Annotated in this window: 23 protein-coding genes; 11 read left to right on the forward strand and 12 right to left on the reverse strand. The window is 63.7% G+C overall.

From position 1 onward, the window contains the following. Nucleotides 1-6: 6 nt before the first annotated feature. From phnY to K0P03_RS31225, 4 genes are all read left to right on the forward strand, one after another. On the forward strand, nucleotides 7-1,461 hold the full coding sequence (phnY, locus tag K0P03_RS31210) for a phosphonoacetaldehyde dehydrogenase (protein WP_023513908.1): 1,455 nt from the start codon (nucleotides 7-9) through the stop codon (nucleotides 1,459-1,461). A gap of 297 nt (nucleotides 1,462-1,758) precedes the next feature. Next, on the forward strand, nucleotides 1,759-2,781 hold the full coding sequence (locus tag K0P03_RS31215; protein WP_023513907.1) for a putative 2-aminoethylphosphonate ABC transporter substrate-binding protein: 1,023 nt from the start codon (nucleotides 1,759-1,761) through the stop codon (nucleotides 2,779-2,781). 79 nt (nucleotides 2,782-2,860) lie between these two features. Further along, nucleotides 2,861-4,024 carry a putative 2-aminoethylphosphonate ABC transporter ATP-binding protein gene (locus K0P03_RS31220; protein ID WP_050745221.1) on the forward strand — a complete coding sequence of 388 codons (1,164 nt, stop codon included), beginning with the start codon at nucleotides 2,861-2,863 and terminating at the stop codon, nucleotides 4,022-4,024. A gap of 2 nt (nucleotides 4,025-4,026) precedes the next feature. After that, the gene (locus K0P03_RS31225) at nucleotides 4,027-6,042 is read left to right on the forward strand and encodes a putative 2-aminoethylphosphonate ABC transporter permease subunit (protein WP_272791667.1); all 2,016 of its coding nucleotides are present in this window, start codon (nucleotides 4,027-4,029) and stop codon (nucleotides 6,040-6,042) included. A gap of 72 nt (nucleotides 6,043-6,114) precedes the next feature. On the opposite strand, the gene K0P03_RS31230 is transcribed toward K0P03_RS31225, so the two are convergent. Beyond that, complete coding sequence (locus tag K0P03_RS31230; protein ID WP_272791668.1) at nucleotides 6,115-7,152, reverse strand: GlxA family transcriptional regulator; 1,038 nt, start codon at nucleotides 7,150-7,152, stop codon at nucleotides 6,115-6,117. A gap of 190 nt (nucleotides 7,153-7,342) precedes the next feature. On the opposite strand from K0P03_RS31230, the gene K0P03_RS31235 reads away from it, so the two are divergent. Both K0P03_RS31235 and K0P03_RS31240 read left to right on the forward strand, forming a co-directional pair. Continuing rightward, nucleotides 7,343-8,125 (forward strand): DeoR/GlpR family DNA-binding transcription regulator, encoded by a 783-nt coding sequence (locus K0P03_RS31235; protein ID WP_272791669.1) that lies wholly within the window; start codon nucleotides 7,343-7,345, stop codon nucleotides 8,123-8,125. Nucleotides 8,126-8,213: 88 nt separating this feature from the next. Next, nucleotides 8,214-10,664 (forward strand): GcvT family protein, encoded by a 2,451-nt coding sequence (locus K0P03_RS31240; protein ID WP_272791670.1) that lies wholly within the window; start codon nucleotides 8,214-8,216, stop codon nucleotides 10,662-10,664. 101 nt (nucleotides 10,665-10,765) lie between these two features. Here K0P03_RS31240 and K0P03_RS31245 read toward each other — a convergent pair whose 3' ends face one another. The 4 genes from K0P03_RS31245 to K0P03_RS31260 are packed head-to-tail and all read right to left on the reverse strand — an operon-like array spanning nucleotide 10,766 to nucleotide 14,630. Next, a complete protein-coding gene (locus K0P03_RS31245) occupies nucleotides 10,766-11,212 on the reverse strand; it encodes a VOC family protein (RefSeq protein WP_023514203.1) in 447 nt (148 codons plus the stop codon). A 3-nt stretch (nucleotides 11,213-11,215) separates the two neighbouring features. Beyond that, nucleotides 11,216-11,455, reverse strand: a complete 240-nt coding sequence (locus K0P03_RS31250; protein WP_272791671.1) for a hypothetical protein — start codon at nucleotides 11,453-11,455, stop codon at nucleotides 11,216-11,218. Beyond that, entirely contained in the window at nucleotides 11,455-12,834 is a 1,380-nt protein-coding gene (locus tag K0P03_RS31255) for a sigma-54-dependent transcriptional regulator (RefSeq protein WP_272791672.1), read from the reverse strand. Before K0P03_RS31255 ends, K0P03_RS31250 begins: the two co-directional genes overlap by 1 nt. Then, entirely contained in the window at nucleotides 12,831-14,630 is a 1,800-nt protein-coding gene (locus K0P03_RS31260; RefSeq protein WP_272791673.1) for a sensor histidine kinase, read from the reverse strand. Before K0P03_RS31260 ends, K0P03_RS31255 begins: the two co-directional genes overlap by 4 nt. A 224-nt stretch (nucleotides 14,631-14,854) precedes the next feature. On the opposite strand from K0P03_RS31260, the gene K0P03_RS31265 reads away from it, so the two are divergent. Next, on the forward strand, nucleotides 14,855-16,186 hold the full coding sequence (locus K0P03_RS31265; RefSeq protein WP_272791674.1) for a dicarboxylate/amino acid:cation symporter: 1,332 nt from the start codon (nucleotides 14,855-14,857) through the stop codon (nucleotides 16,184-16,186). A gap of 50 nt (nucleotides 16,187-16,236) precedes the next feature. Here the strand turns inward: K0P03_RS31265 and K0P03_RS31270 are convergent, their stop codons facing one another. Beyond that, on the reverse strand, nucleotides 16,237-16,695 hold the full coding sequence (locus tag K0P03_RS31270; protein ID WP_272791675.1) for an Lrp/AsnC family transcriptional regulator: 459 nt from the start codon (nucleotides 16,693-16,695) through the stop codon (nucleotides 16,237-16,239). Between the two features lie 125 nt (nucleotides 16,696-16,820). Here K0P03_RS31270 and K0P03_RS31275 point away from each other — a divergent pair, with 125 nt between their 5' ends. Then, nucleotides 16,821-18,104, forward strand: coding sequence for a cystathionine gamma-synthase family protein (locus K0P03_RS31275; protein WP_272791676.1), 1,284 nt, complete (start codon nucleotides 16,821-16,823; stop codon nucleotides 18,102-18,104). A 5-nt stretch (nucleotides 18,105-18,109) separates the two neighbouring features. On the opposite strand, the gene K0P03_RS31280 is transcribed toward K0P03_RS31275, so the two are convergent. The 4 genes from K0P03_RS31280 to proV form a co-directional block, all read right to left on the reverse strand. Further along, nucleotides 18,110-18,382 (reverse strand): helix-turn-helix domain-containing protein, encoded by a 273-nt coding sequence (locus tag K0P03_RS31280; RefSeq protein WP_023514209.1) that lies wholly within the window; start codon nucleotides 18,380-18,382, stop codon nucleotides 18,110-18,112. A gap of 74 nt (nucleotides 18,383-18,456) precedes the next feature. After that, entirely contained in the window at nucleotides 18,457-19,332 is an 876-nt protein-coding gene (locus tag K0P03_RS31285) for a glycine betaine ABC transporter substrate-binding protein (protein ID WP_443020630.1), read from the reverse strand. A 56-nt stretch (nucleotides 19,333-19,388) separates the two neighbouring features. Then, nucleotides 19,389-20,273 (reverse strand): ABC transporter permease, encoded by an 885-nt coding sequence (locus K0P03_RS31290; protein WP_130518483.1) that lies wholly within the window; start codon nucleotides 20,271-20,273, stop codon nucleotides 19,389-19,391. A 23-nt stretch (nucleotides 20,274-20,296) separates the two neighbouring features. Beyond that, nucleotides 20,297-21,529, reverse strand: coding sequence for a glycine betaine/L-proline ABC transporter ATP-binding protein ProV (gene proV / locus K0P03_RS31295; protein ID WP_272791677.1), 1,233 nt, complete (start codon nucleotides 21,527-21,529; stop codon nucleotides 20,297-20,299). 542 nt (nucleotides 21,530-22,071) lie between these two features. On the opposite strand from proV, the gene K0P03_RS31300 reads away from it, so the two are divergent. Both K0P03_RS31300 and K0P03_RS31305 read left to right on the forward strand, forming a co-directional pair. Beyond that, on the forward strand, nucleotides 22,072-22,626 hold the full coding sequence (locus tag K0P03_RS31300; RefSeq protein ID WP_050745232.1) for a sigma-70 family RNA polymerase sigma factor: 555 nt from the start codon (nucleotides 22,072-22,074) through the stop codon (nucleotides 22,624-22,626). Nucleotide 22,627: 1 nt separating this feature from the next. Continuing rightward, entirely contained in the window at nucleotides 22,628-23,263 is a 636-nt protein-coding gene (locus K0P03_RS31305; protein ID WP_023515381.1) for an NrsF family protein, read from the forward strand. Between the two features lie 99 nt (nucleotides 23,264-23,362). Here the strand turns inward: K0P03_RS31305 and K0P03_RS31310 are convergent, their stop codons facing one another. Next, entirely contained in the window at nucleotides 23,363-24,151 is a 789-nt protein-coding gene (locus tag K0P03_RS31310; RefSeq protein WP_130518489.1) for an SDR family NAD(P)-dependent oxidoreductase, read from the reverse strand. Nucleotides 24,152-24,232: 81 nt separating this feature from the next. After that, complete coding sequence (locus K0P03_RS31315; protein ID WP_272791678.1) at nucleotides 24,233-25,060, reverse strand: alpha/beta fold hydrolase; 828 nt, start codon at nucleotides 25,058-25,060, stop codon at nucleotides 24,233-24,235. Nucleotides 25,061-25,190: 130 nt separating this feature from the next. Between K0P03_RS31315 and K0P03_RS31320 the strand changes: the two genes are divergently transcribed. Next, entirely contained in the window at nucleotides 25,191-26,144 is a 954-nt protein-coding gene (locus K0P03_RS31320; protein ID WP_023515384.1) for a GlxA family transcriptional regulator, read from the forward strand. Nucleotides 26,145-26,165: the final 21 nt, after the last annotated feature.

Here is a 26,165-nt window from a genome sequence, read left to right on the forward strand (position 1 = left end):
GGGGCGATGACCAAAGTGGAAACGACATTCGCGATCCGTCATGAGCCCATGCGGATCGCCGGCAAGAAGGTCGATACCGAAGGGCGGGTCGAGGTGCATTACCCCTGGAACGATGCCGTCATCGGCACCGTTCCGGCCGGCAATGCCGAGCATGCCAGAAAGGCCTTCGAGATCGCGGCCGCCTACCAGCCGAAGCTGACGCGCTACGAACGCCAGCGCATTCTCCTGAAGGCGGCCGAGCTGCTCGTCGCCCGCAAGGAGGAAATTTCCGATCTCATCACGCGGGAACTCGGCATTTCCAAGCAGGATTCGCTCTACGAAGTGGGCCGCGCCTTCGATGTGCTGACGCTGTCCGGCCAGATGTGTATCCATGACGATGGCGAGATTTTTTCCTGCGATCTCACCCCGCACGGCAAGGCGCGAAAGATTTTCACAACGCGCGAGCCGCTGACCGCCATCTCGGCGATCACACCCTTCAACCATCCGCTCAACATGGTGGCGCACAAGGTTGCCCCGGCCGTCGCGACCAACAACTGCGTCGTGCTGAAGCCGACGGAGCTGACGCCGATGACGGCGCTCATCTTCGCCGACATTCTCTATGAGGCTGGTTTGCCGCCGGAAATGCTGTCCGTCGTCACCGGCTGGCCCGGCGATATCGGTATGGAGATGATCACCAATCCGAATTTCGACTTGATCACTTTCACCGGCAGCGTGCCCGTCGGCAAGCTGATCGCTGCGCACGCCCATTACAAGCGCCAGATCCTCGAACTCGGCGGCAACGACCCGCTGATCATCCTCAACGACCTCTCCGACGACGATCTCGCAAGGGCGGCCGACCTCGCCGTCGCCGGCGCGACAAAAAATTCCGGCCAGCGCTGCACGGCCGTCAAGCGCATCCTCTGCCAGGAGCGTGTCGCCGACCGTTTCGTGCCGCTGGTGCTGGAGCGGGCGAAGAAGCTGAAATTCGGCGATCCCATGGACCGTGCGACGGAGCTCGGCACCGTGGTGCACGCCAGGGCCGCCGAAGTCTTCGAGCGCCGGGTGCATCAGGCGGCGGAAGAGGGAGCGGAAATCCTCTACAATCCCGGCCGCAAAGGCGCGCTGCTGCCGCCGATCGTCGTCGACCGCGTCTCCCATGCGAGCGAGCTCGTCATGGAGGAGACCTTTGCGCCGATCATCCCGATCGTCCGTGCACCCGACGATGACGACGCGCTGATCGCGCTCTCCAACTCCACTGCCTTCGGCCTTTCCTCCGGCGTCTGCACCAACGATTTCCGTCGCATGCAGAAATACATCGCGGGGCTGAAGGTCGGTACGGTCAACATCTGGGAAGTGCCGGGTTACCGCATCGAGATGAGCCCGTTCGGCGGCATCAAGGACAGCGGCAACGGCTACAAGGAAGGCGTCATCGAGGCGATGAAGAGCTTTACCAACGTCAAGACCTTCTCCTTGCCGTGGTGATCTGAAGCAATCCCCTGCGGGATCACCCCTTCTGGGAGCCGTTTCGTGCGGCTCCCTTTTTTTGTTGCCTGCTTTTCTTGCGGAGCGTGCCGATTCCGGCAGCAAGGGGCTTTGAGACGCCTGTTCAAGTGGCAGGTTTATTATAGTTTTTATCTTCCAAACGATAAGAATAATAAATTTTACTTACCAAAAACCCCTGCCAGAATGCCTCCTGAAGCCGACCACATGAAGGGTGACATCTAGATCGCCCGCCGCGCTTCCCGGATTTTTCCAGGCCTTCAGAGGAGATTTTCAATCATGAACAAACGCACGCTTTTTATGCTTGCCGGTGCCGTTTCCGCCGTGCTTCCGACCCTTGCCGCCGCTGAAACCCAGCTTACGGTCTACACCGCCGTCGAGGCCGTCGACCTTGACCGCTACAAGGCGACCTTCGAAAAGGCCCATCCCGATATCAAGATCAACTGGGTGCGCGATTCCACCGGCGTGATGACCGCCAAGCTTTTGGCCGAAAAGGACAATCCGCAGGCCGACGTCGTCTGGGGTCTTGCCGCGACCTCGCTGCTCCTCCTCAAGACCGAGGGCATGCTGGAAGGCTATGCGCCGAAGGGCGTCGAAGCGCTCGACAAGAAGTTCGTCGACAAGGACAACCCGCCGAGCTGGGTCGGCATGGACGCTTATGTCGCCGCGCTCTGCTACAACACGGTGGAGGGCGAAAAGCTTGGCCTGAAGGCACCGACGAGCTGGGAGGACCTGACAAAGCCCGAATACAAGGGCCATGTCGTGATGCCGAACCCGGCGTCATCGGGCACCGGCTTTCTCGACGTCTCCGGCTGGATGCAGATGTGGGGCGAGGAGAAGGCCTGGTCCTTCATGGACAAGCTGCACGAAAATATCTCGGCCTATACCCATTCCGGCTCGAAGCCCTGCAAGATGGCGGGTGCCGGCGAAGCCGTCATCGGCGTCTCCTTCGAGTTCCCGGGCGCCAAGGCCAAGAGCGCCGGTGCGCCGATCGACATCATCTTCCCCTCGGAGGGCTCCGGCTGGGAGGCCGAGGCGACGGCGATCATCGCGGGTACCGCCAATATCGAGGCGGCCAAGACGCTGGTCGACTGGTCGGTGACCAAGGAGGCCAACGAAATGTACAATGTCGGCTATGCCGTCGTTGCCTATCCCGGGGTCGCAAAGAAGGTCGAGCACCTGCCTGACGACATCGCCTCCAGAATGATCGACAACGACTTCGAATGGGCCGCCAACAACCGGGCCACCGTCCTGAAGGAATGGCAGAAGCGCTACGACGCCAAGTCGGAGCCGAAGAGCTGAGCCGATCGGCCGGGCGGAGCGCTTCTGCGCTCCGCCCTTCGCATTGTCCCGAAATTCCTGAAGCCAGCGGAGCTTGCAGATGAGACATGCCCTGTCGATCGAACCGACGCCCACCAACCTTCCCCGCTCCGCAGATGCCGCGGCCCCCTATCTGGAAGTCGCCGATCTCTGGAAGGCGTATGGTGATTTCGTCGCGTTGCGCGACATTTCGCTCAGCATTGCCAGGGGCGAGTTCATCTGCTTCCTCGGCCCTTCCGGCTGCGGAAAGACGACCCTTCTGAGAGCGATCGCCGGCCTCGACCTGCAATCGCGCGGCACCATCCTGCAGGGCGGCCGCGATATCTCCACCTTGCCGGCTTCCAGCCGCGACTACGGCATCGTCTTCCAGTCCTACGCGCTCTTCCCGAACCTCACCATCGAGCAGAACATTGCCTTCGGCCTGGAAAACACCGGCCGCTCCAAGGCAGCGGTGGCTTCGCGCGTGTCCGAACTCCTGGAAACGGTCGGTCTGTCGGCGCATGGCAAGAAGTATCCAGCCCAGCTTTCGGGTGGCCAGCAGCAGCGCATCGCGCTCGCCCGCGCCATCGCCATTTCGCCCGGCCTGCTGCTGCTCGACGAGCCGCTCTCTGCGCTCGATGCCAAGGTTCGCGTCCATTTGCGTCACGAGATCAAGGCCTTGCAGCGCAAACTCGGTGTCACCACGATCATGGTCACACATGACCAGGAGGAGGCGCTCGCCATGGCCGACCGCATCGTCGTGATGAACCACGGCGTCATCGAGCAGGTCGGCTCGCCCACCGAGATCTACCGCCATCCGAGCACATTGTTCGTCGCCGATTTCATCGGCGAAACCAACCAGTTCTCGGCGCGGGTGCTGAAGGACGGCGAAGTGGAGATCCGCCATTCGGCCTTCTGCTGTTCGACCGAGGGTTTTTCGGCGGGCCACACCGCCACCGCCGTTGTACGTCCCGTCGACATCATCCCGCACGGTGCGCATGCGCATGCCGTCAATGCGGTCGATCGCCCGGCGACGCCGCAGAACCTCATCGACGCCGAAGTGCAGGAGATGGAGTTTCTCGGCATGTTCTGGCGTACGCGGCTGACCGCACCCCGGCTCGGCGATCGTACGCTGGTCGCCGATTTCTCCGTCAATGCCGTGCGCCGCCTCGGCATCGAAACGGGAGGCGCCATCCAGGTGGAGATCCCGCGCGAGCGTCTGCTGCTCTATCCGAGGAGTGTTTGAGGATGACGATCGCCCTCGAAGCGACCCACCTGCCGCTTGCCGGCAAAAGCCTGCGCCAGCAGACCTCCCGCGACGACCGGATCAAGCTCGGCTTCATGGCCGTCATCGGCCTCTACCTCATCATCGCGCTTGGTGCACCGCTCTTCGTCATGCTGTCGAAGTCGCTGTCGACCTATAATTTCGACCTTGCCGCCTTCGAATTCCAGGTGAGCGACGAGAGCGGCGCGAACTGGGGGCCGGTCGTTACCGCAGCGGACATCAACCGGCAGCTTGGCGCGGTGTCGGAGGCCGAGCTTTCCACCAGCTCGGACGGCCGGCTTGCGGCGACGAAATTCTTCCCGGAGTTCAAGTTCCGCAGCCCCGTGCACTATCGCATCCGCGGCATCACGGATGATGCGGCCTTCCTGGCTGGCTCCACGCTGGAAAAAGGCACGGCGTGGCGTGAATATGATTCCGGCACCTTCCGGCGCGTCGTGCTGCGCCCTGCGCGCAGCCTTGGCCTGGAGAATTTCGCGACCTACTTCTCGACGCCGGCGCTTGCCCAGTCGGTCACCAATTCTGTGCTGATGGCCGCCATCAGCACAGTCGTCACCATTTCCATCGCGTTTGCGCTCGCCTATGGGTTGACGCGAAGCTGCATGCCGCTGAAGGGCCTTTTCCGCGGCATCCTCACCATCCCGATCCTCGTTCCGTCGCTTTTGCCCGGCATTGCGCTCGTCTATCTCTTCGGCAATCAGGGTGTCTTCAAGGACTGGCTGTTCGGTTACTCGATCTATGGCCCGATCGGTATCGTCATCGGCTCCGTCTTCTTCACGCTGCCGCACGCTTTCCTCATCATCCTCACGGCGCTTTCGGTCGCCGATGCGCGACATTACGAGGCGGCCGCCTCGCTGAAGGCGAGCAAATGGCGCACCTTCAAGACCGTCACGGTGCCGGGCGCGCGCTACGGCATCGTCTCGGCCGCCTTCGTCGTCTTCACGCTTGTCATCACGGACTTCGGACTGCCCAAGGTGATCGGCGGGCAATATGGCATGCTCGCCGTCGATATCTACAAGCAGGTCATCGGCCAGCAGAATTTCGAAATGGGGGCGGTTGTCTCCGTCATCCTGCTCGTGCCGGCCGTGCTCGCCTTCGCCGTTGACCGGCGCATGCAGAGGCGGCAGGTGGCGCTGCTATCCGCCCGCGCTGTGCCCTATGCGCCAAAACCGAATGCCCGGATGGATGCGCTGTGTTTCTCCTTCGCGTGTCTCGTCAGCCTCTTCATCATTGGCATGATCGCCATGTGCCAGATCGCCGCCGTGGTGAAGTTCTGGCCCTATGACCTGACGCTGACGACGAAGAACTTCGCCTTCGATCTGATGGATGGCGGTGGCTGGGCGGCGTATAACAACTCGATCCGGCTCGCCCTGCTGACGGCGCTTTTCGGCTCGCTCGTCGTCTTCGCCGGCGCCTATATGGTGGAGAAGGCGGACGGCTTCCGGTTCGGCCGCGGTGTCTTCCACTTCCTGGCGATGATGCCGATGGCGGTTCCGGGCATGGTTCTCGGCCTTGCCTACATCTTCTTCTTCAACAACCCCGCCAATCCGCTCAACCCGATCTACGGCACGATGGCGATCCTTGTCGTCTCGACGGTGACGCATTTCTACACGGTGGCGCACCTGACCGCGCTCACCGCGCTGAAGCAGATGGACCCGGAATTCGAATCCGTTGCCGCGTCGCTGAAGCAGCCCTTCCACCGGCTGTTCTTCCGCGTCACGGTGCCCGTCTGCCTGCCGGCGATCCTCAACATCGCGATCTATCTTTTCGTCAACGCGATGACGACGGTCTCGGCAGTGGTCTTCCTCTATTCCACCGACACCAAGCTCGCTTCGGTTGCCGTGCTCAATATGGATGATGCTGGGGATATCGCTCCTGCGGCGGCGATGGGCATGATGATCTTCTACACCAATGTCGCGGCCAAGCTGATTCACGCGCTGATCGCCCGTGGTCTCCTCGCCCGCACGCAGGCCTGGCGATAGCGCAAACGAAACGCGCCCTTCCTCCAGGCGGAGTAAGGGCGCGCGCCGGCTGGAAACCAGCAAGTGACCCCGTCAGGCGACGCGGTACTCCGCCATTGCCCTCTGATCACGACCCGGCTGACGTTGACGCTCCTGTTCCGCCATGCGCGAGCGCTGCGGCGTGCAGCCGTAGCGCTCGCGGTAGGTGCGTGAAAAATGCGAGGCGGTGGAGAAGCCGCAGGCCATGGCGATCTCGATGACGGGCAACGAGGAGGTGAGCAGCAGGAGATGGGCGCGCTCCAGCCGCAGGTCGAGATAGTACCGCGCCGGCGTACGCCCCATCTCCCGCTGGAACAGGCGCTCCATCTGGCGCCGGGAGAGGCCGCTTGCCGGCGACAGGTCGGTCAGCCGCAAGGGCTCGGCAAGGTTGGCCTCCATCTGTGAAATGACCTTGATCAGGAAGGCATTGTCGATCCCGAGCCGGGCCTGCAATGGCAGGCGCTGGCGCTCACCGGTCTGGCGTAACCGCTCGCACAGGGCGATCTCGCAGATGCGGTTGGCGGCATCCGCGCCGAGGTCTGCCAGGACGGCGCACAGGAGCATGTCGAAGGGGGCGTTGCCACCGGCGCAGGTATAGAGCCCGCCGTCGATCTCGAAGGCGGTCTGGCAGGCCTTGGCACCGAAAAACCGTTCCGAGAAGTCCGGAAAGTGTTCCCAGTGCACGGCGCAGCGCCGTCCTTCGGCAAGGCCGGCGCGTGCCAGTGGGTAGAGCCCGCCGGCAAAACCTCCGACGACTATCCGGTTGCGGCCACACAGGCGAAGCCAGGCCTCCAGCGCCCGGTCGGGCAATGGCACCCGTCGCCCACCGCAAACGACGACACATCGTGTCTGCCCCGCCCGCAGCATCCCCTCCCGTTCGTCGGCGAGCGATCCGTCCGCCGCAACGCGCATGCCGCAGGATGACAGTGCTGGCCGACCATCCGCTGTGACCGTGCGCCAGCCAAAGACCGGCCTGCCTTCCACGTCATTGGCAAGGCGCAGCACCGTTACCGCCGCGGAAAACGCCTGCAGCGAGAAACCGTCGAGCAGATAGAAGGTGAAGGAACGGCCGCATGTGCCTGCCTGTTGCATGGTCTCCTCCTGAGCGGGTTTGGGTTGAGAAAATGCAAAATGAAAGAAAACATTACATTATGCAACATATTCGGACATAGTATATGCAGATTTTTCCCGACCGCGATGGCGACGGTGGCGGAACGGACGGATTTAGCCGCATTTTTTCGTCCAGCTTGTCAAAGCGACAAAAATGATCGCAGATAACATCATGTCCGACAGTCAAAGCGCCCGTGCCCTAGCCCCCCGCCGCCACACTGAGATCCTGCGCCGCCTCGCGGCAGATGGAACGGTCGGTATCACCGAACTCGCCGAATTCTTCGATGTGTCGCGGCAGACGATCCGGCGGGACCTGAAGCTGCTTGCCGATCGCGGGCAGCTCGACCTCGTCCATGGCGGTGCGACCCTGTTCGAGCCGACCGAGGCGGCCTTTACGGAGCGTCGGGAGGAAAATGCCGATGCCAAGGCGGCAATCGGCCGGGCGGCGGCCGGTCTCGTGCGGGACGGAATGGTGGTCTTCCTCGATTCCGGTACCACGACCCTGGCGGTGGCGCAGGCGCTGGCGGAGCGGAAAAACCTAACAGTTTGTACCACATCGCTGTCGATTGCACTTTTGATGTGCCGCCAGCCGCTGGTGCGTGTGCACATGCTGGGCGGCGAGATCGATCCGGACGAGGAGGCTGCCGTCGGCGTCGATGCGCTGGAAGCGATCCGCCATTTTCGCGTCGACGTCGCCTTTCTCGGCGGTGGCGGCCTGTCGCCCGATGGCGAGGTGACCGACTTCACCCGCAGTGGCGCCGAGCAGCGTTCGCGCATGGTGGCGACGGCGGGCAAGGCCTATTTCGTGCTCGACAGCTCCAAGTTCGGCCGGCTGACGCCCTTGCGCATTCCACGTTTCGAACTTGCCGCCGGTATCATTACCGATCGCCTGCCGCCGGAAGCGATCTGCGAGGCGCTGGAGCGAAAGGGGCCGGTCCTGATCGTTCCGACGTGATGAAATGTAAGATTTTGTAACTTTTTGTCTTGCTCTTTGGCGGTGTTTTGTTACCGTGCGGCCTTCCATGGCATCGGGAGGTCGTTTCATGGCACAGGAATTTCCAACGCAGGCACAGGTCGTCATCATCGGCGGCGGGATCATCGGCTGCTCGGTCGCATATCATCTGACGAAACTCGGCTGGCGGGACGTCGTGCTCCTGGAGCAGGGGCAGCTGAGCGGCGGCACCACCTGGCACGCGGCAGGCCTCGTCGGCCAGTTGCGCAGCCATGCCAACATGACGAGCCTCATCAAATACTCGACGCAGCTCTATACCGAGCTGGAGGCCGAGACCGGGCTTGCCACGGGCTGGAAGAACTGCGGCTCGCTTTCGGTCGCGCGCACCGCCGATCGCATGACCGTGCTGAAGCGCACGGCCGCCTCCGCCCGGGCGCAGGGCGTCGCCATCGAGGTGATCTCGCCGAAGGAGGCGCAGGACCTCTGGCCTGTCATGGCGATCGACGACCTCGTCGGCGCCGTCTGGTTGCCGGGCGACGGCAAAGCCAATCCGACGGATCTCACGCAGTCGCTTGCCAAGGGCGCGCGCAGCCGCGGTGCGCGTATTTTCGAGCGTGTCCGGGTCACCGGCGTCTCCGTGGCGAATGGTGCCGTCACTGGCGTGGAGACGGATCGAGGGGCGATCTCGGCCGAGATCGTCGTCAACTGTGCCGGCCAATGGGCGCGCAAGGTCGGGAAAATGTGCGGTGTCTCCGTGCCGCTCCATTCGGCCGAGCATATGTATATCGTCACGGGTCGTATCGAGGGCGTGCATCCGGACCTGCCGGTCATGCGGGATCCTGACGGCTACATCTACTTCAAGGAGGAGGTCGGAGGCCTCGTCATGGGCGGCTTCGAGCCGGAGGCGAAGCCCTGGGGCATGGCCGGCATTCCCGACGATTTCGAGTTCGCCCTGCTGCCGGACGACTGGGACCAGTTCGAGATTCTCATGCAGAGCGCACTGCAACGCGTGCCGCAGCTCGCCACGTCCGAGGTCAAGAAATTCTACAACGGCCCTGAAAGCTTCACGCCGGACAACAACTTCATCCTCGGGGAGGCGCCGGAGCTGAAGAATTTCTACGTCGGCGCCGGTTTCAATTCGATGGGCATCGCGAGTGCCGGCGGCGCCGGACGGGCGCTGGCGGAATGGATCGTCAACCGCGCACCGACCATGGACCTCTGGCCCGTCGACATCCGCCGCTTCGCCACTTTCAACAACAATCCCCGCTGGCTGCACGACCGCGTCAAGGAAACGCTCGGCCTGCACTATGCCATGCCCTGGCCGAACCGGGAGCTGGACACAGCCAGGCCCTTCCGCCGTTCGCCGCTCTATGACCGGCTTGCCGCCAAGGGCGCCTGCTTCGGTTCGAAAATGGGCTGGGAGCGCGCCAACTGGTTTGCCGCCCCGGGCGAGGCGGCTGTAACCGCCTATGCCTTCGGCCGGCAGAACTGGCACGAGGCGGTGAAACGGGAGATGAAGGCGGTGCGCGAGGCGGCCGGCCTTTTCGACCAGACGTCCTTTGCCAAGCTTCTCGTCCAGGGACGGGATGCGGTGTCGGTGCTCAACCGGATCTGCGCGGCCGAGATTGATGTGGAGATTGGCCGGTCCGTCTATACCGGGCTTCTCAACGAGCGGGGTGGCTATGAGAGCGACCTGACGGTCCTGCGCCTTGCGGCCGACCGTTTCCTTCTCATCACCGGCTCGGCGCAGGCCGTTCATGATGCGGACTGGATCGGCAGGAACATACCGGCCGGTGCCCATGCGACGCTCACCGATGTGACCTCGGCCTATGCGGTCCTGGCGCTGATGGGGCCGAAGTCGCGGGACATCCTGGTTCGCCTCACCAGCGCGGACCTTTCCAACGAAGGCTTCCCCTTCGCCACGAACCGGGAGATCGACATCGGCTATGCTACCGCCTATGCGAACCGCATGACCTATGTCGGCGAGCTCGGCTGGGAGCTGATCGTACCGACGGAATTCGCCGTCGGCGTCTATGAGGCGCTGCAGGAGGCGGGACGCGATGCCGGGCTGGTGGATTGCGGCTATTATGCACTGGAGGCGCTGCGGCTTGAAAAAGGCTATCGTGCGTGGAGCCGCGAGCTGACACCGGACGTCACCCCCTATGAGGCGGGTCTTTCCTTCGCGGTATCTCTTGACAAGGCGGGTGGCTTCATCGGCCGGGAAGCGCTGGTTGCGGCAAAGGCGAGCGGCACGCCGTCGAAGCGTATCGTGCAGTTCACGGTCGATGATCCCCTGCCGATGCTCTGGGGCGGCGAGCTCATTCTTCGCGACGGCAAGCCGGTGGGCGAGGCCCGCTCGGCGGCCTATGGCCACACGCTCGGCCGTGCCGTCGCCCTGGGGCTCATCGAGAATGCCGCCGGCGTGGACAAGGCCTTCCTGGAGAACGGGCGCTTTGAAGTCGACCTTGCGGGTGAACGGTTCGCGCTGACGGTGCATCTTGCGCCGGCCTATGATCAGAAGGCGGCGCGCGTCAAGGCCTAGGGACTGCCATCGTGGATGCACAAGGCCACCGCCGATGTCGCGGCGGTGGCCTTTCATGTGCGTCCATCGGCAGGGCCGCTGAGGTCATTGGGTGTTCGCGGTCAGCCCTGTGTCGGCTTCCAGTCTGCCGACGGAATGCTGTTGATCATCCACGGGATGCCGAACTTGTCGACGAGGGAGCCGAAGCCGGGCGACCAGAACGTTTCGCTGAACGGCATGCCGATCTTGCCGCCTTCCGCGAGCTGGTCGAACCAGCGCTTGGCCTCGGCCTTGTCCGTGGTGTGCAGCGTCACGTCGAACCCGTTCTTGGGCTTGTCGATATTGGGCGCCCAGCCGGCATCCATGTCGGCGCCCATCAGCGCCTGGTCGCCGACTTCCAGCCAGCAATGCATCAGCCAGTCCTTGTATTTCGGGTCGGTGATCGGCATGTCCGGCGGGGCCTCGCCATAGGGAAAGGCAGCGGTGATCTTGCCGCCCAGCACCTTGGCGTAGAATTCGAATGCCGCCCGACATTCTCCCTGAAAACTCAGGCTCGTCACGATCTTCATGCTTCACTCCTCCTCGTTGTTGGGATCTTCCCGCCGGAGCGGCGGCCGCAGATGTTGAAACCGATATGACAGGCAGGGCGAGAACCGACTGGCACGCTCGCCTTGCGTCGTTCCCGGAACAATGGTGTCGATCCCGTTGCCATTGATGTTGATATCAACGTAAATGCTGCGACAAGTCAACCCGTGGCAGGTTTGATCGCTCGGCCTTCTTTTCCAACGGGAAAAATGCGGCGTGGCGATCATCAGGGGTCCGGCTTCGAAGAGCTCGGTTTTTCGCCCGCGGCGGAAAACTCCCGCCTGACGATGCCGTGGCGCTGGAGCTTGTCATAAAAGGTTTTGCGCGGAATGCCGAGGGCGGCGATCGTTTCCTGCACGTTGCCGTCATGGGCGCTGAGCGTGTCGCGGATGATCTCGGCCTCGAGCCGCTCCAGCCGTTCCGGCAGGGAGCCGCCGCCGCCCGTTCCAGCGGCTGGGCTTTGCGGCGCGAGCGCCGTCGTCGTCATGCCCAGCACCGTCCGCTCGGCGAAGTGGGAGAGCTCACGTACATTGCCGGGCCAGTCGTGTTCGCGCAGGTGGCGCAGGATTTCGGCCGAAAGGCCGGGCGTCGTCCGCTGGAAACGCCGCGCCGCACGCTCGGCGAAATAGCTGAACAGCAGCGGAATGTCCTCCCGGCGCTCGCGCAGGGGCGGAATGGTCAGGGAGACGACGTTCAGGCGGTAATAGAGGTCCTCGCGAAAGGCCCTGCGCTGGGCGGGGTCGGCAAGATCGACCTTGGCGGCCGCGACGATGCGGATATCCACCGGGCGCACCTCGTTCGTGCCGAGCGGTGTCACCTCGCGCAGTTCGAGCACGCGCAGCATCTGGATCTGCGTGGACAGCGGCATGCTTTCCAGTTCGTCGAGGAAGAGCGTGCCCCCGCTCGAATGTTCGATGCGGCCAATGCGCTTCTTTTGGGCGCCGGTGAAGGCGCCGGGCTCATGGCCGAAGAGCTCGCTTTCGATCACCTGCTCGGGCAAGGCGCCGCAGTTGAGCGCCACGAAATTGCCCTTCGCCCGGCGGCTCCAGCCATGCAGCAGGCGTGCCACGACCTCCTTGCCGCTGCCTGTCTCGCCCGTGACGAGCACGTCGACATCCGTATCGGCGATCTGTCGCAGCGTCTGGCGCAGGCGGTCCATCGCGGGTGTCTGGCCGATCAGGGGGAAGTCATCCTCTGCCTGGCGGGCGTTTTCCCGAAGCCGGCGGTTTTCCAGGACCAGGCTGCGTTTTTCCGCCGCGCGCTGGACGCATTGGATCAGTCGCTCGGCGGGAAAGGGTTTGGCGATGAAGTCGTAGACGCCCTCCTGGATGGCCTTGACCGCTGTTGCGATATCGCCGTGGCCGGTGACGAGAATGACTGGAATCTCGGCATCCAGTGCGCGAATGCGCGCGAAAAGCTGGATTCCATCCATGCCGGGCATGCGGATGTCCGACACGACGACACCGGCAAAATCCTTGTCGAGTCTCTCCAGCGCCTCGGCGGCCGAGCCGAGTGGCGATACGGTAAATCCCGCGAGGTCCAGTGTCTGGGCGGTGGCGCGCAGGAGTTGCCTGTCGTCGTCGATGAGGAGAACCGGCACGCTCATTCTTCAGCCTCTCGCAGATGGACGCGGAATGCAGCGCCTTGTGGGCCTGTCTCGACCTCCAGCCGGCCGCCATAATCGGAAACGATGTCCTTGGCGATAACGAGGCCAAGGCCGAGACCCTTTTCCTTCGACGTGTTGAACGGTTCGAAGAGTGACGCGAGGATGTCGGCCGGCAGGCCGGGGCCGTTGTCGGTGACGGAAATGACGACACCACCGTTCTCCGTGGTGGTCGTGATGTCGACGCGCCCGTCCATGCGCTCCTCCACGGCTTCGAGTGCGTTCTGGAAAAGGTTGATGAAGACCTGCTCCAGCCGTAGCCGGTTGCCGGCGACGCGCAGCCCCTCCGGCAGGGGGGCGACGGCAAGGCGGTCGAGCCGCCCGGTAAAACGGCTGCGCAGCAAAAGGATCGCACCATCGATCACCTCGCGGAGAACGACTGGCTCCTCGGCAGTGCGCCCTTTGCGGGCAAGTGCCTTCAGGTCTTCCGTTATGCCAGCGATCCGGTCGGTTAGGCCGGCGATGAGACCCAGATTTTCCTGCGCCGGCTCCGGCTGGCTGCGTGCCAGGAAGACCCGGGCATTGTCGGCATAGGCGCGAATGGTGGCGAGCGGTTGGTTGATTTCATGTGCCACACCGGCGGCGACCTGGCCGAGGATGGCGAGCCGGTTGGCCTGTACCAGATCTTGCTGCACGGCCTGCAGGTGGTCGCGGGCAAGGTTGAGGTCGCGCGTGCGCTCGTCCACGCGGCGTTCGAGTTCTTCCCGCGCCGCCTGATCGCGGGCGGCATTGGCGAGCGCCACCTGACGCCGGCGCAGCCAGAGAGCTGCGACAAGCGTGATCGCACCGACGGCAAGGAGGGCCAGTACGCGTGTTTCGCGCATGCTGGCGGCTACGACGCTGCCGGTCGGCATGAGATATTCGAAATGCCATGGCGTCGTGGTGACGGCTGTCCTTATGCGCAGATAGGTCTCCGCGCCGCCGCCTGGCTGGACGGCGCGCAACAACGGGCCATTTCCGATGGGTTCGAAGGGAAGCGGGGCAAGCGGAGCTTCTCCGAACTGCAGGCTTTCGCGAATGGCCGCGAGGCTTTCGGCCGGCAGCGGCTCCGTCGTCATAAAGCGCCAGGAAGGAATGCTGGTGATCAGCACCACGTGGTTGGCATCGACCACATAGGAGGGGCGCTGCGTTTCGTGCCAGTCGCGCTCCAGCTGGTCGAATTCCATCTTGACGACGACGACGCCGAGGGGTGCGGCGGCCGGTCCGATACGGTGGGAGATGTAGAGGCCGGGTCTTTTGCTGACCGAGCCGAGCGCGAAATGTTCCGCCGTGCCCTCTGCCATCGCACGGGAAAAATAGGCGCGGAACGAATAGTCGTTTCCGACGAAGCTCGTCGGCTCGCGCCAGTTGCTGGCCGCGACCGCCACGCCTGTTGCGTCGATGAGATAGATGACCGCCGCATTGGTGCCGGCAACCAGATCCTCCAGCTTGCGGTCGAGCCGGGATCGCTTGGCCGCGTCGACACCGGCCAGGGCTTCGGTGACGTCACGATCGCGGGAGAGCAGGAAGGGAAGGGCCCGCGGGCGCTCCAGAACGGCCTGAAGCAGTGCGACCTTGAGGTTCGCCTCAGTCCGGCCCTGCTCCTCCAGCGCCGAAAGGGCCGTGGCTCGGCCATAGAGGCCGGCGGTATAAAGTGCGGCGAAGGCAAGAGCGAAGACTGCGGCGGTAAACACCGCCCACTGCCGCCGCGTCGCGCGGTGGAGGGCGATCTGGTTGCGCGTCAGCGGGGCCGAGGTCATCGGTGATTTTGAGCATAAAACCGCACGATACTCAATGCTGCTTGTGCGGAGTGTCGCACTTTGGCTGGTTGGCGCGGGTGGCGCCACCACATGAAATCTTTTTAAAACAATCGGTTATCTTTGGATTCACGAACTGGCACGCCCTTTGCGAGGCCTTCTGCGATTGCAGCAAAGCCACCCCGGGAAGAGCCAGCGTGCTGGTTGGGGTGCCAAAGGAGGAAGCCATGCACATTTCGTCTGCCGCCACGCCGGACCGTGGCCCGTTGCCGTTCTACCGTCATCTCTATGTCCAGGTGATCGTGGCCATCGTTGCCGGCATGCTCGTCGGTCACTACTATCCCGATTTCGGTGCCGGCCTGAAACCGCTCGGCGATGCCTTCATCCGGCTCGTCAAGATGATCATCGCCCCGGTCATCTTTCTGACGGTCGCGACCGGCATTGCGGGCATGTCCGATCTGAAGAAGGTGGGGCGCGTCGCCGGCAAGGCGATGATCTACTTCCTCACCTTCTCGACGCTCGCGCTCGCCGTGGGCATGGTCGTCGCCAATGTCGTGCAGCCGGGCGCGGGCATGCATATCGATCCGGCCTCGCTCGACGCCAATGCCGTGGCGACCTATGCCAGCAAGGCGCATGAATCGACCATCACCGGCTTCCTGATGAACATCATCCCGCAGACCATCGTCGGCGCATTCGCCGAGGGTGATATCCTGCAGGTTCTGTTCTTCTCGGTACTGTTCGGCATCGCGCTCGGCATGGTCGGCGAGCAGGGCAAACCGGTCGTCGATTTCCTGCAGGCCCTGACGACCCCGATCTTCCGGCTGGTCGCCATCCTCATGAAGGCCGCGCCGATCGGCGCCTTCGGTGCCATGGCCTTCACCATCGGCAAATACGGCATCGGCTCGGTCGCCAACCTTGCCTTCCTGATTGCCACCTTCTACCTGACCGCCTTTCTCTTCGTCTTCGTCGTTTTGGGTGCCGTCGCAAAGTACAACGGCTTCTCGATCATCGCGCTGATCCGCTACATCAAGGAAGAGTTGCTGCTTGTTCTCGGCACGTCTTCGTCCGAGGCGGCGCTGCCGGGCCTGATGCAGAAGATGGAACAGGCAGGTTGCAAGCGATCGGTCGTCGGCCTCGTCATCCCGACGGGCTATTCGTTCAATCTCGACGGCACGAACATCTACATGACACTTGCCGCCCTCTTTATCGCGCAGGCAGTCGACATCCCGCTGTCGATGGGTGATCAGATCCTGCTGCTGCTCGTAGCGATGCTGAGCTCCAAGGGGGCAGCCGGCATCACCGGTGCAGGTTTTATCACGCTTGCCGCGACGCTTTCCGTCGTGCCCTCCGTGCCGGTCGCCGGCATGGCGCTTATCCTCGGTATCGACCGTTTCATGTCGGAATGCCGGGCGCTGACCAACTTCATCGGCAACGCCGTTGCGACGATCGTCGTCGCTCGCTGGGAAAATGAGCTGGACGTCGCCAAGCTGAACGCCGCGCTGAGCGGCGATCTCGAGGAGATACCGGTCCCTGCGCCGGCGCTGCAGCCGGCGGAGTGACCGCGGCTCTCCCCTGAGCCCCGAACTTGCAGCCTCCTCAAGGCGCGGCGCTAGGATCGCCGCGCCTTGATCGTGTTCATCACGAAGCTGGTTTCGATCGTGTCGACGCATTTCAGTTTGGCGATCTTGTCCTTGATGAAGCGCTCATAGTGGTCAAGGCCGGCACTCATGACGGTCAGCACATAGTCCCTCGCGCCCGTCACCAGCTGGCATTCGATGACCTCGTCCCAGCCCTTGACGGCCTCTTCGAACATGCGGATTTCGTCGTCGTGCTGGCGGCTGAGGCGGATCGATGCGATGGCGGTCATCGTCCAGCCCTCCACGATCGGGTCGATGATCGCGGCATAGCCGCGGATAATTCCCGTTTCCTCCAGGCGCCGCAGCCGGCGCAGGCATGCGGATGCGGACAGGCCGATCCGCTCGGCCAGTTCGCTGTTGGTGATACGGGCATCCGCGGCGAGTTCACGCAGGATACGCCGGTCGATCTCATCTGCAATTTTTTGCGACAATTTTCAGATATCCTCGCAAGAAGTTTCTTCTGAAAACAATAAATCGCATCAAATAGCAAGGAAACGCCACAGGGTTTGATATAATTTGCGTCTGGAGCTGGCTACACGAACGAGGGAGACGTTTCATGACCGCGCCGCATCCGTCGAGAACCCATATCGGCAACCATGCCCTGCATCCCGAAACGCAGATGCTGAACTATGGCTATGATCCCGAACTCTCCGAAGGCGCCGTCAAGCCGCCGGTCTTCCTGACATCGACCTTCGTCTTCAAGTCCGCCGAAGACGGGCGGGACTTCTTCGACTATGTGTCCGGACGCAAGGAACCGCCGGAGGGCCGGGGGGCCGGTCTTGTCTATTCGCGCTTCAACCATCCCAACAGCGAGATCGTCGAGGACCGCCTGGCCGTCTACGAGCGGACGGAAAGCTGCGCGCTGTTTTCGTCCGGCATGTCGGCGATTGCCACCACGCTGCTCGCCCTCGTGCGGCCAGGCGATGCCGTGCTGCATTCGCAGCCCCTCTATGGCGGTACTGAGACCCTGCTCGCAAAGACCTTCCTCAATCTCGGCGTCTCGGCCGTGGGTTTTGCCGACGGCGTCAGCGAGCCATCGGTGCAGGCAGCGGCGGAGGCGGCAATGCAGAAGGGCCGGGTTTCCGTCATCCTCGTCGAAGCGCCGGCAAACCCCACCAACAGCCTTGTCGATATCGCGATGATCCGCCGGGTCGCCGACGTGATCGGTGCGCGGCAGGGCCACATGCCGATCGTCGCCTGCGACAACACGCTGCTCGGCCCCGTCTTCCAGCGGCCGATCGAGCACGGAGCGGATCTCTCGCTCTATTCGCTGACCAAGTATGTCGGCGGTCACTCGGACCTGATCGCTGGGGCGGCGCTCGGTCGCAAGGCCGTGATGAAGCAGGTCAAGGCGCTGCGCGGCGCGATCGGTACGCAGCTCGACCCGCATTCCTGCTGGATGCTCGGGCGCTCGCTGGAGACACTGCAGATCCGCATGGAACGGGCCAACAGCAATGCCGCGGCGGTCGCCGCATTCCTGCGGGAGCACCCCAAGGTGGAGGCGATCCACTATCTGCCCTTCTACGATCCCGCTTCGCCGGCCGGCCGGACCTTCGCCACCCAGTGCAGCGGCGCCGGCTCGACCTTTTCCTTCGATATCAAGGGCGGGCAGCCGGCCTCGTTCCGGTTCCTGAACGCGCTGAAGATCTTCAAGCTCGCCGTCAGTCTCGGCGGTACGGAATCGCTCGCTTCGCACCCCGCGACGATGACCCATTCGGGTATCCCCGTGGAGGTGCGCCAGCGCATCGGCGTGCTTGAATCGACCATCCGCCTCTCCATCGGCATCGAACATCCCGATGATCTGGTGGCCGATCTGGTGCAGGCGCTCGACGCAAGCTAGGAAGCTTAGCCGTTCTCCATCGGCCCCTTGCCCTGACCGTCGAGCAGCCAGGCGATGCTCACCTGCAGGATACGGGCGAGCATGTCGAGGCGATTGGCGCGGGGCTCTGCGCGGTCGTTCTCCCAGTTGCTCCAGGTCTCGACCGTCACGCCGGCAATGGCCGAGATTTCTTCGACGGTGAGGCCGACGGCATCGCGCGCGAGCGAAATGCGCCCGCCGATCGTGTCGTAGGCCGTATCGACGGCGGTTCGCGGGGCGAGTGTGGCGTCGGTGTGCATGTCGGTGTCCTCAGTTCGTGAAAGAGATGCCCCGCGCGGTCCGCGCGAGGCAGGCCATCGATGGTGGGCCGGCGTCAGCCGTCTTCCTTGGCGAGCCAGGCCTTGATCTGATCGGGATGGTCGGCGATGTACTTGTCGACGGCCTTCTCGTAGGAGGTCTCCTGCGCGTTGAACATCGCGGCCTCGAGATCGGCGATCGGCAGCTTCATGCGCGACAGGAAGGCCGCGACATCGGGGTTGTCCTTGTCGAAATCCTTGCGGGCGATCACGTCGACATGCTCGGCCTTGCCGAGCGCGCCCTTCGGGTCGTCGATGTAGCGCAGCTTGTATTTGCCGAACATCCAGTGCGGGCTCCAGGAAGTGGCGACGAACCATTCCTCCTTGCGGATCGCCCGGTCGACCGTCGTCAGCATGCCGGCTTCGCTGGAGATCTGCAGCTTGTAGCCGTCAAGGCCATAGTCCTTGACCGCCTGTTCCGACAGACGGGTGAGGCCCGCGCCCGGATCGATGCCCTCGACACGGCCTTTCAGCTTCTCCTTCACATCGTTCTTCTTCAGGTCCTCGATGGAGGCGATGGCGTCTTCCGGCACATAGGCAGGCACCACCCAGCCGAGCCTTGCCCCGTCATAGACGGTGCCGAGCGTCGTCACCTTGTCCTTCACCTTGGCGAAATAGTCGGCGTGGGTCTCAGGCAGCCAGGCCATCATCATCAGGTCGAGGTCGCCGCGGCCGACGCCCTGGTAGAGCGGAGCGACATCGGTCTGAACCAGCTCGACCTCACGGCCGAGTTCGTCCTTGATGAGCTTGGCGGCAAGTTTCGTCACGAATTCGGCGTCGGACCAGGCCGACCAGCCGATCTTCACCGGTGCCTTGCCTTCGGCCAGCGTCGCGCCGGCCGCGCCGACCAGCATTCCAGCCGCAAGGCCGAGTGTAGCGAGTGTCTTGAACATCTTTGCTCCTTTGGGAGGGTTCGCATTCGGCGGCGTGTGCCGCCGGCTTTCGGGTATCAGGCCGTGGCGGTGGAAGCCGCCGGCGCCTGTACCCGAGGTCGGAAGACGGTGCGCCAGAGGCTGGCGCGCGCCTTTCCGAGGCTCTGGGTGATCCGGTCGAGGATCACCGCGAGAATGACGACGGCGATACCGCCCTCGAATCCGGTGCCGACGTCGAGACGCTGGATCCCGGTCAGCACGGTGTTGCCGATGCCGCCCGCGCCGATCATCGAGGCAATCACCACCATCGAGAGCGACAGCATGATCGTCTGGTTGATACCGGCCATGATGGAGGGCATGGCGTTGGGAAGCTGCACCTTGAAGAGCAGCTGCGGAGCCGTGCAGCCGAAGGCATTGCCAGCCTCGATATATTCGACATGCACCTGACGAATGCCGAGATTGGTGAGGCGCACGACCGGCGGCATCGAGAAGATGACGGTCGCGATGGTGCCGGGTACGGCGCCGAGGCCGAAGAACATCGCTGCCGGGATCAGATAGACGAAGGCGGGCATGGTCTGCATGAGATCCAGTACGGGGCGCACGACCGCCGCTACCCGGTTGCTGCGCGCCATGGCGATGCCGAGCGGCAGGCCGATCAGCATGGCGACCAGCGTCGAGGCAAGAACCAGCGACAGTGTCTCCATCATCGCGGACCACAGGCCCATATGCTCGACGAGCCACAGCGAGGCGGCAGTGAAAGCGGCAAAGCCGAAGCCGACGCGCCAGAGCGAGAGCAGGACAAAAACGGCAAGGCCGAGGGGCATGGGTACCGCCAGCAGTACGGCCTGGATACCGTTCGTCACCGTGCCGATCGCGGCGGCGATGAAATCGAGCAGCGGGGCGAAGTTGTCGAGGATGTAATTGACGGCACTGTCGACGCCGTCACCGATATCGAATGTCATGGATTTTCTCCGGGTCGGCGGGATCAGGCGGTGCGGTCAAGCGCCTCGAGAAGCGCGGATTTGCTGATGGAGCCGAGGTAGCGGTTGGCCTCGTCGACGACCGGAACCGGAAAGGCACTGGCGGCGACCTTGCCGAGGACATTGGCGAGGTTTTCCGATGCGGGGATTGGCTCTACCCCCGGCAGGAAGGCGCGATGGTAGGGATCGCTCGCGCCGTCCCGGGTGGTCGAGACCAGCGAGGTGCGGCTGACCATGCCGTGGAAGGTCTTGTCGCGGCCGAGGATGATGGCGACGTCCCTGTCGAAATGCTCCATGCGCTCCAACGCAGCGGCGGCGGAGACGCCCTGGCGCTCGATGATCGTCACCTGCGTCTTGCGGGCGACATCCCCGGCGCGGAAGACCTGCGAGACGTCGACATTGCGGAAGAAGGAGCGGACGTAATCGTTGGCGGGCTTCAGCACGATCTCGTCGGGTGTGCCGACCTGCACGACCGCGCCGTTCTGCATGATGCAGATGCGGTCGCCGATGCGCATGGCCTCGTCGAGGTCGTGGCTGACGAAGACGATGGTCCGGCTGTGCTCGGCCTGAAGGCGCACCAGCTCGTCCTGCATTTCCGTGCGGATAAGGGGGTCAAGCGCGGAAAAGGCTTCGTCCATCAGGAGAACGCTTGGCTCGCCGGCAAGCGCCCGGGCGAGGCCGACACGCTGCTTCATGCCGCCGGAGAGTTGATCTGTGCGGCTGTCGTCATAGCCTTCCAGCCCGACAGCCCGCAGCGCCGCGCCGGCGCGCTGCCTGCGCTCGGTCTCGCCAATGCCCGCAACTTCCAGACCGAAGGCAGCATTGTCGATGACGTTGCGGTTCGGCAGCAGCGCGAAGGATTGGAAGACCATGCTGATGTCGCGGCGGCGGAGTGCGATCAGCTCGCTGCGCGGCAAGCGCGCCACGTCGCGGCCCTCGATCTCGATCGCCCCCGATGTCGGCTCGATCAGCCGGTTGATGAGGCGCAGCATGGTGGATTTTCCGGAGCCCGAAAGTCCCATGATGACGAAGATTTCGCCGGTGCGGATATCGAAGCTGGCGTTGTTGACGCCGATGGTGCAGCCTGTGGCCGCGTGGATATCCGCCTTCGTCTTGCCGGCCTTCAGAAGGGCAAGAGCCTTGTCTGGCCGCTCGCCGAAAACCTTGAAGACATTCTTGATACTGATCTTGATCTCCGGGTCGTTTGCCGAAGAACCGCTCTCAGTTGCAAAAGCCATATTGTCCTGGGCCCGGCTCCGGAAGCGGGGCACTCTCCTTTGTTGATTGTCAGCTGATGACGCACTCAGCGGTATGGAATACGCGCAGGCCAAGAGGCTTCGCAAAAACGATAGCGCGTCGCAATATGGACATTGTTTGGCACATTGATGCCGTAATGTCCACAGTGTAAGAAAAGAATACTATTCTCTAGTCGATTCTAGCGCGATATCGAAAAGGATTTGTCGTGAACTTCTATGGGGCCAGGCGTTTGGGCTGTCCGTGACGTATGCCTCTTGCGCCGTCGTTGGCAGGCCACAAAAAGCGGTGTGGCATGAGCAGTCGCGTGCATGCCGAACATCGGCCGGCTCCAGGGGGGTACGCGGGCTCATACGGAAAACATGCCTTGTCGGGACAGCACAGCGGTTCTTTTTACGACGAAGGTCTTGCCGAAGAGGCGGGGGTGTAAGAAAAAGACTGGCGTATCAGGCGGTTGGTTGCGTTGCGGATTTCTTTCCCTTCGCGCGGTAACAAAGTCGTGTTCCCGAACGTAGAGAAGGAAACGGTGAAACAAGCGGCGCGTGAAGAGGAATGGGCAGCATGGTTGCGGCTCGCCATCGAGGGCGATGCGCCGGCCTACAACCGTTTTCTCACGGCTGTAACGCCGCATCTGCGTGCCATGGCACGGCGGCGTTGCGATCAATATGGCGCGCCGCCGAGCGAGGCGGAGGATGTGGTGCAGGAAGTGCTGCTTGCCATTCACCTGAAGCGCGGCACCTGGGATCCCGCCCGGCCGCTCGGCCCCTGGCTGACGACGATCGTGCGCAACAAGCTGGTTGACAGTCTGCGCCGTCGCGGCAGGCATGGCAGCGTGCCGATCGACGACGTTTCCGATTTCCTGGAGGCGGCGGACGAGACGCACGAGGCCGCCGACCGCCTCGACACGGAGGCGGTGCTGGCGCGGCTGAAGGATCCACAGCGCGATATCGTCCGCTCGATCTCGATCGAAGGGGAGGGTATCCGCGAGACGGCGGCGCGGTTGAAGATGACGGAGGGCGCGGTGCGCGTCGCCCTCCACCGGGCGCTGAAATCGCTGGCCGCCTTCTATCGGAGCGACTGACATGAAGACCGATGAGCTGATCACCCTGATGACGCAAGACGCGCCCGTTCGCCTGCGCTATGGCCGGGCGATCGGCACCGCGCTTGCGGTGGGTGTCGTGTTCTCCGCCGTGCTGCTCATTGCCACCGTCGGCCTGCGACACAACATGGCGACCGTCTTCGAGACGGCGCGGGTCTGTTTCAAGATCGGGGTGACGCTGGTGCTTGCCGTGCTTGCGGCGCGGCTGGCCATGCGCATCGGGCGACCGGGTGTGGCGATCCGCCTGCCGGCCCTGCTGCTTGCCTTGCCGGTGATGATGGTCGTAGCCGCCGTCGTGATGGAGCTTTCCGTATTGCCTCAAGGTACATGGGCGGCCAGCATGGTCGGCGAGAATGCGCTTTTCTGCCTGCTTTTCGTGCCCATTCTGTCGCTTGCCCCACTGGCCGGCCTGTTTTGGGCGCTTCGGCGGGGAGCGCCGGAGAACCCGGCAATGGCGGGCGCGGCGGCCGGATTTGCTGCCGGCGCCATTGCCGCGGCAATCTATGCCTGGCACTGCCCGGACGACAGCCCACTTTTCCTTGCCACCTGGTACACGATCGGTATCGCTATCGTTACTGGCGCCGGGGCACTGCTCGGCCGCCGCTGGCTGCGGTGGTAGGGATCGTTTGCCGAAGGCGCCGCGGCGCAGAGGGGGCTTGCGCCTCCGGCGCTGCCCCGGACGCGCGGGCTTTTGGACAGATGTTCCGCTCTTTCTGTTTCATGCGCTGCCAAGCCCATAGCGGGCTGCGGCGCGGGCAAGCGAGAGGTTCGGCCGCAGGGCGTCACGGGCGGCAAGGTAGGCGTCCAGATCGGCCGTGTCCGGAAGGGAGGGAACGGTCAGCGCCTCGCCGAGATCAAGGCCGGCCAGCGCGGCATCGACCATCTCCTCGACGTCCATGACCATGGCTGCTGGCAGGGTTTCAAGCTTTTCTTCCTCCCAGATCGCGGTGCGTGTGATGCCCGGCAAAACGCCCTGCACCCGGACGCCGGCCGGGGAAAGCTGCGCTTGCAGCGCCTCGGTGAAAGCAAGGACGAAGGCCTTCGTGGCCGGATAGACGGCGGTGAAGGCGGCCGGCATGAGTGCGGTGACCGAGGTTATGTTGATGATCGTACCCCTGCCTGTGGCGGCAAGCCGCGGAGCGATCGCTGCGGCAAGGCGGGTGACGGCGAGGATGTTGAGGTTGATCATGCCGGTGACGTTCACGGGGTCCAGTTCGGTGATCATGCCTTCCCCGGCGATGCCGGCATTGTTGACGAGGCCGGTGATGGCGGCATCCTCGCGCAGGCGGGCTTCGACCGCGGCCAGCCCTTCGGGCCGCGCAAGGTCGGCAGCGAGAGTTTCGACGGCAACGCCGTGCGCCGCCTGCAGCCGCGCGGCAAGCGCCGCCAGTCTTTCGGCACGGCGTGCGACGAGCAGCAGGTTGTGGCCGCGGCGGGCAAGCCGGTCCGCATAGACCGCGCCGATGCCGTCGGATGCGCCGGTGATGAGGAAAGTGTCTTTGCTCATGGTCTGTCTCCTTGATAGCGCGCTGGATGAAACGGCGCCGGGCCGGCGCGCTCTGGCGCCGAGGCCCGTGCCGGAAGGCGGTCAGGCATTGATGAAGGCGAGAAGGTCGCCGTTGAACCGGTCCTGATGGGTCTGCGTCAAGCCGTGATCGGCGCCCTCGTAGACCTTCAGCACGGCATGTTCGACGATCCGGACGGTCGACAGGGCGGAGGCGCCTATCGGCACGATCTGGTCGTCGTCGCCGTGCAGCACCAGCGTCGGCTTGTCGAAGGCCTTGAGATCCTGGTGGAAATCGCTTTCGGAGAAAGCGCGGATGCTGTCGAGCTGGCCCTTGAGGCCGCCCATCATGCCCTGCCGCCAGAACTCCTCGCGAATACCTTCGGAAAGGACCGCACCATCTCTGTTGTAGCCGTAGAAAGGAATGGTCACGTCCTTGAAGAACTGGCTGCGATTGTCATAGGTGCCCTTGCGGATGCCGTCGAAGACATCGATAGGCAGGCCACCGGGATTGGTTTCCGTCTTCAGCATCAGTGGCGGAACGGCGCCGATCAGTGCGACCTTGGCGACGCGGTCCGTGCCGTGGCGGCCGATATAGCGGGTGACTTCGCCGCCGCCCGTGGAATGGCCGACAAGTATGACGGCGCGGAGGTCCAGCTGCTCGATCAACTCTGCCAGGTCATCGGCATATTGGTCCATGGTGTTGTTGTGCCAGACCTGGTCGGACCGGCCGTGGCTGCGGCGGTCGTGGGCGATGGTGCGAAAACCCTGACTGGCGAAGAACACCATCTGTGCGTCCCAGGTATCGGCGCTGAGCGGCCAGCCGTGAGAGAACAGGATGGGCTGGCCGTCGCGCGGACCCCAGTCCTTGTAGAAGATATGCGTGCCGTCCCGGGTTGTGATCGTGCTCATTGGTCTGTCTCCTTTTGTCGAGGGCTTGATTGCCTCCCGTGTGAATAGAGATACTCTGGCGTGTGTCCGGGCTGGATGGGCGCTTCTGACAGAAGGCGAGCCGAAACTGACAAAAGGCGGGAGATGCGCAATGGAAGTCGGATTGATGCTCTACCGGGATTGCCAGGCTGCGATGGTGCACGGCATCACGGACCTCTTCGCCATCGCGTCGATCTTCTCGCGTGATCGCGGCGGACCCGCCGTGCGGGTCAGCCATTGGCGCATGGATGCGGAAGGGCGCTTTTCCCGCAGCCATGACACCGATCCCGGTGCTCCCGGAACGCCGGATATCCTCGTCGTGCCGGGTCGGCTGACAGGGCCGGCCGAAGCGGAGGAGGCGGCGCCTTATGCCCGCTGGCTGCTGGACCGCCACGGCCAGGGGGCAACGCTTGCCTCCACCTGTGGCGGGACGTTCATCCTGGCGGCGACGGGCCTGCTTACCGGCCGCCCCGCCACCACGCACTGGCTGTTTGCCGAGCGGTTTCGCGAACGATTTCCCGATGTGCGACTGGAGGCGGACAAGATCGTCATCGAGGATGGCGACATCATCACCGCCGGCGGGCTGATGGCCTGGACCGATCTCGGCTTGCGCATCGTCGATCGCCTGCTCGGCCCCTCCGTGACAATCGAGACGGGCAAGTTCCTGTTGGTCGATCCGTCCGGACGCGAACAGCGGCATTACAGCAATTTCGCGCCCCGCCTCACCCATGGCGATGAGGCGGTGCTGAAAGTGCAACACTGGCTGCAAGAACGAGGCGGCCGGCCCACCAGCATCGCCGACATGGCCGGCCATGCGCGGCTGGAGGAACGCACCTTCCTGCGCCGCTTCAAGACGGCGACCGGCATGAAGCCGATCGAATATGTGCAGCACCTGCGGATCGGCAAGGCGCGGGAGCTGCTGGAGTTCACGCGACGCACCGTCGATCAGATCGCTTTTGCGGTGGGCTACGAGGACGCGGCCGCGTTCCGCCGTGTGTTCCACCGCATCCTCGGTCTCTCTCCGGGCGAATATCGCAGCCGGTTCTCGGTGGCTGTGGCGGCGTGAGCCCGGGGGGCGCCTCTTCTT

Source organism: Shinella sp. HY16, assembly GCF_028534175.1.
Lineage (GTDB): Bacteria > Pseudomonadota > Alphaproteobacteria > Rhizobiales > Rhizobiaceae > Shinella.